Raw genomic sequence first — 14,778 nt, forward strand, 5'->3', positions numbered from 1 at the left:
ATGCTCAACGAGATCAAGAAAGATGCCCAGAACCGCATGGCCAAGAGCGTCGAAGCATTTCGCCACACCCTGATCAAGATCCGCACCGGCCGCGCCTCCACCGCGCTGGTCGACCACCTGAAGGTCAATTACTACGGTTCCGACATGCCGCTGTCGCAGGTCGCCTCCGTCCAGGTCTCCGACGCGCGTTCGCTCCTCATCACGCCGTGGGAAAAGCAGATGGTCGGCCCGGTCGAGAAGGCGATCCTCGCCTCCGACCTCGGCCTGACCCCGAACACCGCCGGCACCGTGATCCGCCTCAACCTGCCTGCCCTCACCGAGGAGCGCCGCAAGGAACTGTCCAAGCTCGTCCACTCCGAGAGCGAGGACGCCAAGGTCGCGATCCGCAACATCCGCCGCGATGCCAACCACCAGGTCAAGGAACTGCTGAAGGAAAAGCAGATCACCGAAGACGACGTCAGCCGCTCCGAGATCGAGATCCAGAAGATCACCGACGCTGCGATCAAGGACGTCGATGAAGTGGTCAAGGCCAAGGAGCAAGAACTTATGGCGGTTTGACGGGTCTACCCGTCCCGCCATGTCTTCAGAACCTGCCATCGCCGCCGCACGCGTTCCGCGCCACCTGGCCGTCATCATGGACGGCAACGGGCGCTGGGCCGAGCGCCGACGCCGCCCGCGCGTCATCGGCCACCGTGCCGGCGCGCGCGCGGTCAACGTCTGCATCGACTTCTGCCTGCAACAGGGCATCGAGGCGCTGACCCTGTTCGCCTTCTCCAGCGAGAACTGGGGCCGGCCGGAAGAGGAAGTCGGCGCGCTGATGAAATTGTTCCTTGGCGCGCTCGAGCGCGAGGTCGACGAACTCGACCGCCGCGGCGTGCGCGTGCGCTTCATCGGTGAGCGCGAACGCTTCGCCGAAGCGATCGGCAAGCAGATGGCCTCGGCCGAAGACCGCACCCGCGCCAACACCCGCCTGCACCTGACCATCGCCGCAAGCTACGGCGGCCGCTGGGACATCGCCCAGGCGGCGCGCTCGCTGGCCCAGGACGTGGCCGCCGGCCGGTTGGCGCCCGAGGACATCGACGAGTACGCCCTCGGCGCCCGCACCTGCCTGGCCGAGCTGCCGCCTCCCGACCTGTTCATCCGCACCGGCGGCGAGACGCGCGTCAGCAATTTCCTGTTGTGGCAGCTGGCCTATACCGAATTGTGGTTCACCGACCTGTTGTGGCCTGAATTGGATGCGGCGACACTGCAGCGCGCCATGGACGACTACGCCGGCCGCCAGCGCCGCTTCGGCCTGACCGGCGCCCAGGTCGCGCCGTCGCCGGAGCCGGCGCCAGCCCGGCCCGCCACCAAAGAGACCTCCGAATGACCCGAACCCGCCTGCTCGCCGCCCTGGTGATGGCGCCGCTCGCGATCGCCGCGATCCTGCTGCTGCCCACGCCGTGGATGGTGGCCCTGGCCGCGGTGCTGTTCCTGGCCGGCCTGTGGGAGTGGTTCGACCTGGCCGAAATCGAGGACACGCTGGCGCGCACCGTGCTGCTGGTGGCCCACCTTGCGGTGATGGTGGCGCTGGTATGGGCCTCGCGCTCCAGCGACGGCTACACGATGGCGCTGTTCCAGGTGGCGATCATGATTGGCGTGATCTGGTGGCTGCTGGCGCTGTTCTGGCTGGGCCGCTACGAGTTCGCCAGCGACCATGACACCCATGCGCGCGTGTTCAAGCTCGCCGCAGGTGCGCTGAGCATGATCCCGGCCTGGTGCGCACTGGCCTGGATCCATTCGACCGCGCCCAACGGCCACCGCTGGCTGCTGACCGCGCTGGCGATCGTCTGGGCCGCCGATACCGGCGCCTACTTTGCCGGCCGCACCTTCGGCGGCCGCCTGTTCGGCGGGCGCAAGCTGGCGCCCCGGATCAGCCCGAACAAGACCCTCGAGGGCCTGCTCGGCGGCGTGGTGGCCGGCGTCATCGTCGGCGTCGCCTTTGCCCTGTTTGCTGGTGCGAAAGTGACGCAGCTGCCGGCCGTTGCGCTGGTCGCGCTGGTCGCGGTGCTCTTCTCCGTGGTCGGCGACCTGTTCGAGAGCCTGCTCAAGCGCCATGCCGGCGTAAAGGACTCGGGCAACCTGATCCCGGGCCATGGCGGCATCCTCGACCGCCTCGACGGCGTCTTGGCCGCGCTGCCGGTATTCGCGCTGGGCAAGGCCTTGCTGGGCTTCTGAGCATGTCCGTCAGTACCCGCAGCGTTGCCGTCCTTGGTGCCACCGGTTCGATCGGCGCCTCGGCGCTGGACGTGATCGCACGCCATCCGCAGCGGCTGCGCGCCAGTGTCCTGGCCGCCGGCAGCAATGTCGCTGCGCTGGTCGAACTGTGCCGCCGCCACCGGCCCGACCACGCCGTGATCGCCGATGCCAACGGCCTGCAGGCGCTGGCCGATGGGCTGCGCGAGGCGGGCCTGCGCACGCAACCGCATTGCGGCGATGCCGCACTCGACGCGCTGGTGTCGGGCGACGCCTGCGACACCGTCGTCGCGGCGATCGTCGGCGCCGCCGGACTGCCTTCGACACTGGCCGCGGCCAGGGCCGGCAAGCGCATCCTGCTGGCCAACAAGGAATCGCTGGTACTGGCGGGCGAACTGCTGATGCAGGCCGCGCAGGCCGGTGGCGCGACCATCGTGCCGGTCGACAGCGAACACAACGCGATCTTCCAGTGCCTGCCCGATGCGCATGCGCACCAGGGCCTCAGGCGCATCCTGCTGACCGCTTCGGGCGGGCCGTTCCGCGGCCGCACGCGCGCCGAACTGACCCAGGTGACGCCGGAACAGGCCGTCGCCCATCCCAAGTGGTCGATGGGGCCGAAGATCTCGGTCGACTCGGCCACGCTGATGAACAAGGGCCTGGAGGTCATCGAGGCGCACCACCTGTTCGGCGTCGATGGCGACCGCATCCAGGTGCTGGTGCACCCGCAGAGCCTGGTGCATTCGCTGGTCGAGTTCGTCGACGGCTCCACCCTCGCCCAGCTTGGCCTGCCGGACATGCGCACCGCGCTGGCGGTCGGCTTCGGCTGGCCGGAGCGGATGGAGTCGGGCGTCGGCGGACTCGACCTGCTGGCCCACGGCCGCCTCGATTTCGAGCCGCCGGACCTGCAGGCGTTCCCGTGCCTGCGCCTGGCGTTCGAGGCCCTGGCGGCCGGCGGCACCGCCCCGGCGGTGCTCAATGCCGCCAACGAAATCGCCGTTTCAGCATTTCTTCAGCGCCGGATCGGTTTCCTAGCGATACCGGCGCTGGTCGAGGACACCCTGGCCGCGCTTCCTTCCACCCCGGCGACATCGCTGGCGGCCCTGCGCGAGGCCGATGCCCAGGCACGGCGTCATGCCGGGCAGGCAGTTGGCGCATCTGCCGATCCACATCTCCACGTCTCCACGCAGAGCCCCCGACATCATGAGTGAGTTCATCGGCTCGATCTGGTGGTTGCTCGTCAGCCTCGGCGTGCTCGTCACGTTCCACGAGTTCGGGCACTACTGGGTTGCGCGCCGCTGCGGCGTCAAGGTCCTGCGCTTCTCGATCGGCTTCGGCAGGGCGCTGTGGTCGCGCCGCGGCAAGGACGGCACCGAGTATGTGGTCGCGGCGATTCCGCTCGGCGGCTACGTCAAGATGCTCGACGAGCGCGAAGGCGACGTTGCCGACAGCGAGCTCGACCAGGCCTTCAATCGCCAGTCGGTGTTCAAGCGCATCGCCATTGTGATAGCCGGCCCGCTCGCCAACCTGCTGCTCTGCGTCGGGCTGTTCTGGGCGATGTTCGTGATCGGCCGGCCGGATTACGCACCGGTGGTGGGACAGGCGCAGGGCATCGCAGCCAGCGCCGGGCTGCACACCGGCGACACCCTGCTGGCCGTCGGCGACCGCGACACCCCGACCTGGAGCGAAGCGCAGCTGGCGCTGATTCCGGCCGCACTCGATCACAGCGATGTGCGCCTGCGCGTGCGCACCGCCAGCGGCGACGAGGTCACCCGCCAGCTGCCGCTGTCGCGCCTGCCCGCGCAGTTCGACGAGCGTCGCGCCGTCGAGGCGATCGGCCTGACGCCGCGCCACGAACTGGTGCCGGCGCTGATCGGGCGCGTGGTGACCGACCAGCCGGCCTGGGGCGTGTTGAACGAAGGCGACCGCATCACGGCCATCGATGGCGACCCGGTCAATTCCTGGGACGACATCGGCCCGCTCGTGCAGAAGCTCGGCGACCGCGGCGGCATCGCCATGGTCGAGGTCGAGCGCAAGGGCGAGCGCCTGGCGCTGGAGATCAAGCCGGCGCGCATGAAGCACCCGCAGACCGGCCAGGCCTACTGGGGCCTGGGCCTGCAGTCGGCCCGCCCGCAGGAAGCGGCCAAGGACGCCATTCTGCGCTACGGCCCGATCGACGCCGTCCCGGCCGCGATCCGCGAGAGCGCGCACCAGGCCAATGAGCTGTTCGCCATGATCGGCCGCGCCTTCAGCGGCCGCGTCTCGGTGCAGAACACCGTCGCCGGGCCGATCACCATCGCCCGGGCCGCCAATTACTACGCCCACCATGGCGCCGCCTGGTACCTGTCGATGCTGGCGATGCTCTCGCTCAGCCTGGGCATCCTGAACCTGCTGCCGATCCCGATCTTGGACGGCGGTCACCTGCTGTATTACCTTATCGAGCTGGTCAAGGGCAGCCCAGTCAGCGAACGCGCTATGGCGGCCGGGCAGTACGTCGGCCTGGCACTGATCGCCGGTCTGATGGGCCTGGCGTTCTTCAACGACATCGTGAACAACCTGGTGCACTGATGCCGGCGACGCTCCCTGCTTACTCGACCCGACGCCCGGCTCCGGGCCTCCAAGACCCTCTTCCGGACGTACTAATGACGCGAACCCCTAACCGCCGCCTGCTTGCCCTCGCCCTCGTCGCGGCGCTGAATTCCACAGCCCTGCCCGCTCTGGCGCAGTCGGTGGATCCGTTCGCTCTGTCGGGTGCACCAGACCAGGCCGCTCAGGCTGGCCAGGCCGCGGCCCCGTCGATCGGCACCTTCACCGTCAGCGACATCCGCATCGACGGCCTGCAGCGCATTTCCGCAGGTACGGTGTTCACCTACCTGCCGGTCGAGCGCGGCGACACGATCGACTCCTCGCGCGCAGGCGACGCCATCCGCGCGCTCTACAAGACCGGCTTCTTCGAGGACGTCAACGTCGGCCGCCAGGGCACGATCCTGGTCGTCACCGTCACCGAACGCCCGGCGATCAACAAGCTCACGCTCAGCGGCAACAAGGACATCAAGTCCGAGGACCTGCTCAAGGGCCTGAAGGAAGCGGGGCTGTCGGAAGGCGACACCTTCGACCGCCTCGCCCTGGACCGCGTCACCCAGGAGCTGACCCGCCAGTACAACAACCGCGGCAAGTACAACGTCGAGATCAATCCGAGCGTCTCGCGCCTGGACCGCAACCGCGTCGATGTCACCATCAACGTCAAGGAAGGCAAGGCGGCCAAGATCCGCCACGTCAACCTGATCGGCAACGAGAAGTTCGAAGACAAGCCGATCCTGGAGCAGTGGGAATCGCGCGAGCACAACTGGCTCAGCTGGTACAAGCGCGACGATCAGTACTCGCGCGAGAAGCTGTCGGGCGACCTGGAAAAGCTCAACGCCTGGTACCTCGACCGCGGCTACGTCGACTTCGCCGTCGACTCCACGCAGGTCTCGATCAGCCCGGACCGCCAGGACATGTTCCTCACCGCCGGCGTCACCGAGGGTGAGCAGTACAAGGTGGCCAGCGTGCAGGTCACCGGCGACACCATCCTGCCCAAGGAGCAGATCGAGCGCCTGGTGCTGGTCAAGCCCGAGCAGATCTTCTCGCGTCGCCTGCTCGAGATCAGTTCCGACTCGATCATCGCCACGCTCAGCAACGTCGGCTACGCGTTCGCCCAGGTCAACCCGATCCCGGACGTCAATCGCGAAAACAAGACCGTCGGCATCAACATGCAGGTCGTGCCGGGCCCGCGCGTGAACGTGCGCCGCATCGCCTTCAAGGGCAACAGCCGCACCAGCGACGAAGTGATCCGTCGCGAGATGCGCCAGTTCGAAGGCTCCTGGTACTCGCAGGCGGCAATCGACCGCTCCAAGATCCGCCTTCAGCAGCTGGGCTATTTCGAGACCGTCGACGTCGAGACCGTGCCGGTCCCGGGCAGCAACGACGAAGTCGACGTGGTCTACAACCTCAAGGAAACCACGTCGGGCAGCTTCGTGTTCGGCCTGGGCTTCTCGCAGCTGTCGGGCCTGACCGCGCAGGTGCAGCTGTCGCAGAGCAACTTCCTGGGCAGCGGCAACCAGGTGTCGGTGCAGGCGCAGCGCAACGACTACATGCAGCGCTACGACTTCTCGTTCCGCAACCCGTACTTCACCGACAGTGGCCTGTCGCTGGGCTACAACCTGTGGTGGCGTGAACTCGACTACTCCGACTTCAACACCGCGCAGTACTCGACCAACTCCGGCGCCGCCCAGGCCGTGTTCGGGCTGCCGATCACCGAGACCGACACGGTCACGGCGATGCTGGGCATCGACACCAACGAAATCCTGGTGTTCCCGGGTTCGACGCCGCAGAGCATCGTCGACTACGTCAACGCGCTCAACCAGAACACCTTCCACGCCTGGCGCGCGGAAATCGGCTGGGGCCGCAACTCGCTCGACAGCTTCCTGACCCCGACCCGCGGCATGCAGCAGCGCGTCTGGCTGGAAACGACCCTGCCCGGGTCGACGGTCGAGTACTACAAGATCAACTACAACATCTCCAAGTTCTGGCCGCTCAACCGCCACCTGGTGCTCAATACGCGCGCCGAGCTTGGCTACGGCGACAGCTACGGTGATGCCACCACCCGCAGCCTGTGCCGCACGCCGGGCAACACCACCTGTGTGCCGGGCGACGGCGACTACATCCGCGAGATCACCGCCGACGGCCTGCCGTTCTTCGAGAACTTCTATGCTGGTGGCGTGCGCTCGGTCCGTGGCTTCACCGACAACACGCTCGGCCCGCGTGATGCGCCGCAGTTCAACCCCACCTTCACCCAGCCGATCGGTGGCGCGTTCAAGACCGTCGGCTCGTTGGAAATGTACTTCCCGACCCTGCTCGACACGCCGGCAGCGCGCGTCTCGGCGTTCGTCGACTTCGGCAACGTCTTCAAGGACTACGACGCATTCGACGCACAGGAACTGCGCGTCTCCAGCGGCGTGGCGCTGATGTGGCGTTCGCCGATGGGCCCGATCTCGATCAGCTACGCGTACCCGATCAAGAAGGAAGAGCAAGACGAGATCGAGCGCCTGCAGTTCACCTTCGGCGGCACGTTCTAAGCAACCGGCGACGGGTTCCGAGCATGCACAGCCCGCCCTTCAGCGCAGCCGAACTGGCGCAGCGCTTCGCCCTGCAACTGCAGGGCGACGGCGCGGTCAGCGTCGAAGGCGTCGGCACGCTGGCCAAGGCGGGATCGCGGCAGCTGGCGTTCCTGGCCAACCCCCGGTACCGCAACCAGCTGGCCGAAAGCCAGGCGGGCGTGGTGGTGATGCGCGAGGACGACGCCAGCGGATACGCCGGCACCGCGCTGCTCGCCCGTGACCCCTACGCCGCGTTCGCGAAGATGTCGGCGCTGTTCGAGCCCAGGCCGCTGCGCGAGCCGGGCGTGCACCCGTCGACCGCCATCGATGCCAGCGCCAGCATCGACCCGCAGGCCCATATTGGCCCGTTCGTCAGCATCGGCGCGCGCAGCCGCATCGAGGCAGGCGCGATCGTCGGTGCCGGTTGTGTCATCGGCGACGATTGCGTCGTTGGCGCCGGCAGCGAACTGATCGCGCGCGTCACCCTGGTCACCCGGGTCCGGCTCGGTTGTCGCGTCGTCATCCATCCGGGCGCCGTGATCGGCGCCGCCGGCTTTGGCCTGGCGATGGAGGCCGGGCGCTGGCTGAACGTGCCGCAGCTGGGCGGCGTGGTCATCGGCGACGACTGCGAGATCGGCGCCAATACCTGCATCGACCGCGGCGCGATCGAGGACACCGTGCTCGAGGAGGACGTCCGCCTCGACAACCAGATCCAGATCGGCCACAACGTTTTCATCGGCGCCCACTCGGCCATGGCCGGGTGTTCGGCGGCCGCCGGCAGCGCCCGCATCGGCCGCTATTGCCTGATCGGCGGTGGCGCCGGGGTGCTGGGCCACCTGGAGGTCTGCGACAAGGTCGTCATTACCGCCATGAGCCTGGTCACCAGCTCGATCCGCGAGCCCGGGGAGTATTCCTCCGGCACGCCCTTGATGGACAATCGCAGCTGGCGCAAGAATGCCGCGCGCTTCAAGCAGCTCGACGCCATCGCGCGGCGACTGCCGGGCCGGCGCGAGGACTGAACCGGCGCAATGGGTGGTTGCCTGGCTGCAGCCCCCGGATGACTTTCCGGACGCCCTTCACCGGTGCGTCCATCCGCGCACCTAGAATCGCTCCCGATTGCTGCAATGCTGTTACCCCTGCCGTGCGCACGCAGTCCACTGCGTCGGACCGGCCGAAAGGAACCCTGATGAGCCACACCGTGCAACTCCCGCTCGACGTCAACACCATCAAGACGCTGCTGCCGCATCGCTACCCGTTCCTGCTGGTCGATCGCGTGGTCGAGTTCGAAGCGCACAAGCGCGTGCTCGCCTACAAGAACGTCACCAACAACGAGCCCTTCTTCCAGGGCCACTTCCCCGGCCACCCGGTGATGCCGGGCGTGCTGGTGGTGGAGGCGCTGGCGCAGGCCGGCGGCGTGCTGACCCAGCTGTCGAGCCAGACCACCGCCGACGGCCGGCTCTTCTACCTGGTCAAGATCGACAACGCCAAGTTCTCGAAGATGGTGGTGCCCGGTGACCGCCTCGACCTGGACGTGACGCTCAAGCGCGTCATCCGCAATGTCGCGATCTATACCGGCATCGCCAGCGTCGCCGGCGAGCAGGTTGCCTGCGCGGAGATCGTCTGCGCCGAAGCGAAGGCCTGAGCCATGGGCGAAGCGCACATCCACCCCTCCGCCAAGGTCCACGCCAGCGCCGTGGTCGAACCCGGTGCGCGCCTGGCGGCAGGCGTGCAGGTGGGTGCGCTGTGCTACATCGGCGCCGAGGTCGAGGTGGGCGAGAACACGGTCTTCGGCCCGCATTGCAGCGTGCAGGGACCGACCCGCATCGGTCGCGACAACCGCTTCATCGCCCATTGCGCGATCGGCGGTGAGCCGCAGGACAAGAAGTACCAGGGCGAGCGCGTCGAACTGGTGATCGGCGACCGCAACCTGTTCCGCGAATTCGTCACGGTCAATCGCGGCACCGGCACCGGCGGCGGCGTCACCCGTGTCGGCAACGACAACTGGTTGCTCGCCTACACGCATGTCGCGCACGACTGCAATGTCGGCAATCACTGCGTGTTCTCCAACAATGCCACCCTTGCCGGCCACGTCGAGGTCGGCGACCACGTCATCTTCAGCGGCTTCTCCGGCGTCCATCAGTTCTGCCGCATTGGCGCGCATGCGTTCATCGGCATGGGCGCGCTGGTCAATGGCGACGTCCCGCCGTTCGTGATGGTGGCGCAGGACGGCTACGGCCGCCCGCGCGGCATCAACAGCGAAGGCCTCAAGCGCCGTGGCTTCGATGCCGGCCGCATCAGCGCGATCAAGCGCGCATACCGCGCCTTGTACATGTCCGGCGGCACCCTCGAGGAGGCGCGCAGCAAGCTGGTCGAACTGGCCGGCGACAGCGACGACGTGCGCGCCGTGCTGGAGTTCGTCGATGCCGGCGAGCGGCCGCTGCTGCGCTGAGCGAGCCGGCTTTGACGCATCCCGCCACGTCCTCCCTCCCCGCCTTGCCGCGCATCGCCCCGCGCATCGCCCTGTGCGCCGGCGAAGCGTCCGGAGACCTGCTTGGCGCCGGCCTGATTGAGGCGCTGCGCAAACGCTACCCCAATGCCGAATTCGCCGGCATCGGCGGCGAGCAGATGCGTGACGCCGGCCTGGACGCCTGGCACGACGCCTCGGAACTGGCGGTGATGGGCCTGGCCGAGGTGCTTCGCCACCTGCCCCGCCTGCTGCGGCTTCGTCGTCAATTCCGCAAGCGGCTGCTCGAATGGCAACCGGACGTGTTCATCGGCATCGATGCGCCCGATTTCAATCTCGGCGTGGAGAAGTGGCTGCGCCAGCGCGGAATGCGCACCGTGCACTACGTCAGCCCGTCGGTGTGGGCATGGCGCGAAAAGCGCGCCGAAAAAATCGGACGCAGTGCCGACCGCGTGCTGTGCCTGTTCCCGATGGAACCGGCCATCTACGCGCGCCATGGCGTCGATGCACGCTTCGTCGGTCACCCGCTGGCTGACGAGATGCCGCTCGATCCGGACCGCGACGGCGCCCGGCGCCAGCTGGGACTCGACCCGTCGCGGCCGCTGCTGGCCTTGCTGCCGGGTTCGCGCGTTGGCGAGATCGAACGCCTTGGTGCCGACTTCCTCGCCGCGGCGGCGTTGCTGCTGAAGCAGGACCCGCAGTTGCAGGTCGTGGTGCCGATGGCCAACGAGCAGGCCAGCGCGGCGTTCCAGCGCGTGCTGGCCGGCCATGCCGACAGCATCGCCCTGAGCCTGGCCCTGCGCATCATTCGCGGCCAGGCGCGCACGTTGATGATCGCCAGCGACGTCGTGCTGCTCGCCTCGGGCACCGCGACGCTCGAGGCGATGCTGGCCAAGCGGCCAATGGTGGTGGCCTACAAGGTCGCCGCCAGCACCTACGCGCTGGTCAAGGGCCTGGGCATGCTCAAGGTCGACAACTACGCGCTGCCCAACGTGCTGGCCGGCGAACGCGTGGTGCCGGAGCTGATGCAGGCCGACTGCACGCCGGAGAATCTCGCCGCCGCGGTATCAAGGTGGCTGCACGATCCGGCGGCGAACGCCGCGCTGCAGCCGCGCTTCCGCGAGCTGCACCTGCAACTGCGCCGCGATGCATCGGCCAGCGCCGCGCAGGCGGTGTCGGAACTGATCGAGGCCGGCCATGGCCGATGACGGCTCGCAGATAACGCTCGACCTGAGCGCGCGGACCCATCCGTCGCCGCCGCGCATCGCCGGCGTCGACGAAGCCGGACGCGGGCCGCTGGCCGGCCCGGTGGTGGTGGCGGCAGTGGTGTTCGCGCCGGGGCGCGCGCCGGTCAACGGCCTGGACGATTCCAAGCAGCTGACGGCGACGCGGCGGGCAGTGCTCTTCGACCGCATCGTCGAGCGGGCACTGGCCTGGCACATCGAGTTCGTCACGGTCGAGGAGATCGACCGCATCAACATCTACCAGGCGACGATGTCGGGCATGAGCCGTGCACTGTTCGCGGTCGGCCACGTTGCCGACATCGCGCGCATCGATGGCAATGCGCTGCCACGCTCGCTGCCGTGCGTCGCCGAGGCCTGGATCGGCGGCGATGCGCGCGACAGGACGATCATGGCCGCGTCGATCCTGGCCAAGGTCGCACGCGATCGCCACATGCAGCAGCTGCATGCGCAATGGCCGCACTACGGCTTCGATCAGCACAAAGGCTATGGCACGCCCGAACACCTGGCCGCGCTGACGCGGCATGGGCCCTGCCCGCAACACCGCCGCAGTTTCGCGCCGGTCCGCGAGGCGCTGGCCGCCTGCGCTTCGCCGACCTGACTGCACGCGCTCAAGCTCGCGCGCACCTCGCAAAAAAACAGGCCCGCATCCAGCGGGCCCTCGACTCACTTGCCGGCCTCGCCGCAACGATCGCGTTGCGCGCGCGCCGATGGCGTCCCGCTAATTCGCCTTGCGGATGATGATCGCCGGATCCATGCGCGCACCGTCGACCACGACGTCGTAGTCGTAGCGGCGCTCGCGTTCGCCGGGAGCCAGTTGCGTGGCGTCGATGTTGACGGTGTAGCTGCCGCCCTGCAGTTGCGATGGCACCTTCAGGGGCTGGTTCTGCCCACCCGGATTGGCGGTGCGGAACTTCAGCTCGAACTGCGTGCTGTTGTCCTTGGCGTTCATCCAGATGAGCTTGGTGAGCGGCAGTACCACGCACTCGTCCTGGCTCACCCTCGGCCCGGGATTGACGGTGATCATGACCGGCTGCGTCGCCGACGTCTGCTTGCCGCATTCCACCGGGCCGGCCATCGCCTTTTTGCTGCAACCCGTCAAGGCAAGGCATCCGGCGGCGGCCATGGCCGCCACCGCTAGCGTTATTGCTTTCATTGTGTTGCTCCTCGGTTGTGCCCGCGGGGGAACGGGCATGGATATCACCGCCCTCAAGGGGCGCGCGATGCCGTCATGTCCTTGGCCGCCACGCGCCGCAACACCGGCGTGGCCGCGATCCTTACTTGGGGGATGCCCTCCCTGCGCGCCGAATCGAGCTGCTTGCGCGCTGCGGGCAGGTCATCGAGCACGGCCAGGGTCTGTGCGCCCCAGAAGGCGACCTCGCCGCGTTCGGTCGCGATCGACTCGGCCCTGGCCAGCATCGAGCGCGCCTTGTCGCCTTCGCCGAGATTGGCCAGGTACCACGACAGCTGGGCGAATCCCTGCGCGTCGTCGGGCTTCAGCTTGAGGTAGCGTTCGGCCATCTGCGCGGCACGCAGGTACGATTCGCGCGCCTGCGCCGCGGTATCGGCCGACGCCGACAACGCATCGCCGAGGTTGCCCCACAGGCGGAAGTCGCTGCCGTCGAGTTCGGCGGCGTGGCGATACAGCGCCGCGGCTTCTTCGTAGGCGCCGGTGTCGTACCGCACCGAACCCAGGTTGCTCAGCGCCGCATAGTTGGGGCGGATCTCCAGCGAGCGTTCGTACGAGGCGATGGCCTGGGCCGCATTGCCGTTGGCCTGGTACAAGCCGCCCAGGCTGCTCCACAGGTCGGAGTCGTCGGGCTGCAGCGTCACTGCGGTGCGGTACGACTCGATCGCCGCCGGCACGTCGCCGCTGGTGTACTGGTGGTAGCCCAGCTGCTGGAACACGCCGGGATCGCGCGGGCGCAGCTTGCGTGCGCGCTCGTAATAGTCCGCGGCAAGATCGCCACGCCCCTGTGCGCTGGCCACGCCGGCCAGACCGAGGTAGGCCTCCGCGCGCAGCACCGGATCTTCCAGGGCATGGGTGTACTGCTCGACGGCGGCATCGGATTCGCCGCGCGCGCGGTGCAGGTCGCCCATCGCCAGGCTCACCTCGCGCAGCGACGGATCCATGTCCGATGCACGCTTGCAGGCCGATTGCGCGCGTTCGAACGCGGCCGAGTCGCGCACGCCCTCGAAGCGGTCGATCTCGGCGCGACAGATGCCGGCCTGGGCGCGGGCGAAACCCGGGTCGATGGCGAGGGCGCCGCGGAAATAGGTGATCGCGCTGTCCGGGTTGGCCTTGCCGCCGCGCTCGCGGATCTGCTGCTGGCCCTTGAGATAGGCGTCGTAGGCGGCGATGTTTCCGGTCGGCTTCAAACGCCGTGCCAACGCCTGCCGGGCCGTGTCCAGCCCGGCGCCGGGCAGTACGCCCACCAGCGCCTGCACCACTTCGTCGGCAATGTCGCTCTGCAGGGCAAACACGTCACCGGTCTCGCGATCGTAGCTATGTGCCCACAACGTGAAACCCGTGCGCGTATCGGACAAGCGCGCGCTGATGCGCACTCTGTGGCCCTCGCGGCGGACGCTGGCGTCGAGCAGCGTGGCCACGCCGAGCTGGGCGCCGAGCGCCTTGATGTCGACCTGCTGTTTGCCCCGGCCCGGTGCGGCGACCACGCGCAGGCCCGGCACACCGGCCAGCGCGTCGTGCATTTCCACGCCCAGGCCCTCGGCAAAGTAGCTGTCGCGGCTGTCGGTGCTGAGGCTGGCGAACGGCAGCACGGCGATCGAGGCCTCGGCCACGGGCCCCACGGCGCGGTCGCGCTGGCCAAACCAGTAGCCGCCGGCGGCGATGACCAGCAGCGCCGCGGCGGCCAGCCACCACCGGCGCCGCGTCAGCGCGCGGCGTCGAATGCGGAATGGCGCCGGCGCCACGGTTGGGGCGGTCACCGCCGGCCCGATCATCGGCACGGCCACCGCCGGCTCGGCGGCGGCATCGGCATGGGCGGCATCGGCTCGGGCCGGATCCAATCGGGCCGGATCCAATCGGGCCGGATCCAATCGGGCCGGATCGAACCGGGCAACCGTCTCCTCGTCGAGGCGCCGGTCACCGTCGTCCGGCGACGGTGGCGCCTCGGCCTCGTTGGCCGCCACATTCAGCGACGGCGGGACCGACTGCCTGACTGCGGCGACGCCCTCCATCGGATCGGTCTCCGGCTCGTCCCGCACCGGCGGCTCGGCGGATTCAGGCTCGGCAGCGGGGCCGGCCCTGAGCTGACCGATGAACCGGTAGCCAAGCGCGTGCTGGGTCTGGATGAACCGGGGCCGCTGCGAATCATCGCCAAGGGCATGGCGGAGCTGGGCGATCACCCGGGTCAGCACGCCGGGGGTGACATGGCGGTGACCCCAGACCTGGTCCAGCAACTCGTCGCGACCGACCAGCTCGCCGGCGCGCCGGAGCAGCATCAGCAGCACGGCGAACGCCTTCGGCTCGACCGTCTGGGGAGTTCCCGCGCGCGACAAGGTATGCGCGGTCGCGTCGACCACGATGTCGTCGAATCGGTAACTTTCGGTGGTTAGCCCGCCCTGGCCTGCCATCCCGTTCGGATTCATCGGCAAAACCTCATGGCGCCCTCATCAACCAGAGCGGACGATGAGGAAAGGCACGCACGGCCATCATGACTCATTGGGACCGGTGGAGGAA

Annotated in this window: 12 protein-coding genes and 1 pseudogene; 11 read left to right on the plus strand and 2 right to left on the minus strand. The window is 68.4% G+C overall.

Annotation, left to right across the window (positions count from 1 at the left end; genetic code table 11):
* The 11 genes and pseudogenes from frr (at position 1) to AB4Y64_RS15495 (ending at position 11,676) form a co-directional block, all read left to right on the plus strand.
* A complete protein-coding gene (frr, locus tag AB4Y64_RS15445; RefSeq protein ID WP_441817353.1) occupies positions 1 to 558 on the plus strand; it encodes a ribosome recycling factor in 558 nt (185 codons plus the stop codon).
* Positions 559 to 577: 19 nt separating this feature from the next.
* Complete coding sequence (gene uppS / locus AB4Y64_RS15450; RefSeq protein WP_441817354.1) at positions 578 to 1,369, plus strand: polyprenyl diphosphate synthase; 792 nt, start codon at positions 578 to 580, stop codon at positions 1,367 to 1,369.
* Positions 1,366 to 2,217 (plus strand): phosphatidate cytidylyltransferase, encoded by an 852-nt coding sequence (locus AB4Y64_RS15455; RefSeq protein ID WP_441817355.1) that lies wholly within the window; start codon positions 1,366 to 1,368, stop codon positions 2,215 to 2,217. Before uppS ends, AB4Y64_RS15455 begins: the two co-directional genes overlap by 4 nt.
* 2 nt (positions 2,218 to 2,219) lie before the next feature.
* Positions 2,220 to 3,405, plus strand: a pseudogene (locus tag AB4Y64_RS15460) (1-deoxy-D-xylulose-5-phosphate reductoisomerase); the annotation flags it as partial.
* A gap of 30 nt (positions 3,406 to 3,435) precedes the next feature.
* Positions 3,436 to 4,800 (plus strand): RIP metalloprotease RseP, encoded by a 1,365-nt coding sequence (rseP, locus tag AB4Y64_RS15465; protein WP_441817551.1) that lies wholly within the window; start codon positions 3,436 to 3,438, stop codon positions 4,798 to 4,800.
* 74 nt (positions 4,801 to 4,874) lie between these two features.
* Positions 4,875 to 7,349, plus strand: a complete 2,475-nt coding sequence (gene bamA / locus AB4Y64_RS15470; RefSeq protein WP_441817356.1) for an outer membrane protein assembly factor BamA — start codon at positions 4,875 to 4,877, stop codon at positions 7,347 to 7,349.
* Between the two features lie 23 nt (positions 7,350 to 7,372).
* On the plus strand, positions 7,373 to 8,389 hold the full coding sequence (gene lpxD, locus AB4Y64_RS15475) for a UDP-3-O-(3-hydroxymyristoyl)glucosamine N-acyltransferase (RefSeq protein WP_441817357.1): 1,017 nt from the start codon (positions 7,373 to 7,375) through the stop codon (positions 8,387 to 8,389).
* Between the two features lie 167 nt (positions 8,390 to 8,556).
* On the plus strand, positions 8,557 to 9,012 hold the full coding sequence (gene fabZ / locus AB4Y64_RS15480) for a 3-hydroxyacyl-ACP dehydratase FabZ (RefSeq protein WP_441817358.1): 456 nt from the start codon (positions 8,557 to 8,559) through the stop codon (positions 9,010 to 9,012).
* A 3-nt stretch (positions 9,013 to 9,015) separates the two neighbouring features.
* Positions 9,016 to 9,819 (plus strand): acyl-ACP--UDP-N-acetylglucosamine O-acyltransferase, encoded by an 804-nt coding sequence (lpxA, locus tag AB4Y64_RS15485; RefSeq protein WP_441817359.1) that lies wholly within the window; start codon positions 9,016 to 9,018, stop codon positions 9,817 to 9,819.
* A gap of 11 nt (positions 9,820 to 9,830) precedes the next feature.
* Complete coding sequence (lpxB, locus tag AB4Y64_RS15490; protein ID WP_441817360.1) at positions 9,831 to 11,042, plus strand: lipid-A-disaccharide synthase; 1,212 nt, start codon at positions 9,831 to 9,833, stop codon at positions 11,040 to 11,042.
* Complete coding sequence (locus AB4Y64_RS15495) at positions 11,032 to 11,676, plus strand: ribonuclease HII (RefSeq protein ID WP_441817361.1); 645 nt, start codon at positions 11,032 to 11,034, stop codon at positions 11,674 to 11,676. The genes lpxB and AB4Y64_RS15495 overlap by 11 nt, the downstream gene beginning before the upstream one ends.
* Before the next feature lie 120 nt (positions 11,677 to 11,796).
* On the opposite strand, the gene AB4Y64_RS15500 is transcribed toward AB4Y64_RS15495, so the two are convergent.
* Both AB4Y64_RS15500 and AB4Y64_RS15505 read right to left on the minus strand, forming a co-directional pair.
* A complete protein-coding gene (locus AB4Y64_RS15500) occupies positions 11,797 to 12,231 on the minus strand; it encodes a hypothetical protein (protein WP_441817362.1) in 435 nt (144 codons plus the stop codon).
* Between the two features lie 53 nt (positions 12,232 to 12,284).
* Positions 12,285 to 14,687 (minus strand): tetratricopeptide repeat protein, encoded by a 2,403-nt coding sequence (locus AB4Y64_RS15505; protein ID WP_441817363.1) that lies wholly within the window; start codon positions 14,685 to 14,687, stop codon positions 12,285 to 12,287.
* Positions 14,688 to 14,778: the final 91 nt, after the last annotated feature.

The sequence above is a fragment of the Lysobacter sp. TAF61 genome, assembly GCF_052113485.1.
Taxonomy (GTDB): domain Bacteria; phylum Pseudomonadota; class Gammaproteobacteria; order Xanthomonadales; family Xanthomonadaceae; genus Lysobacter_J.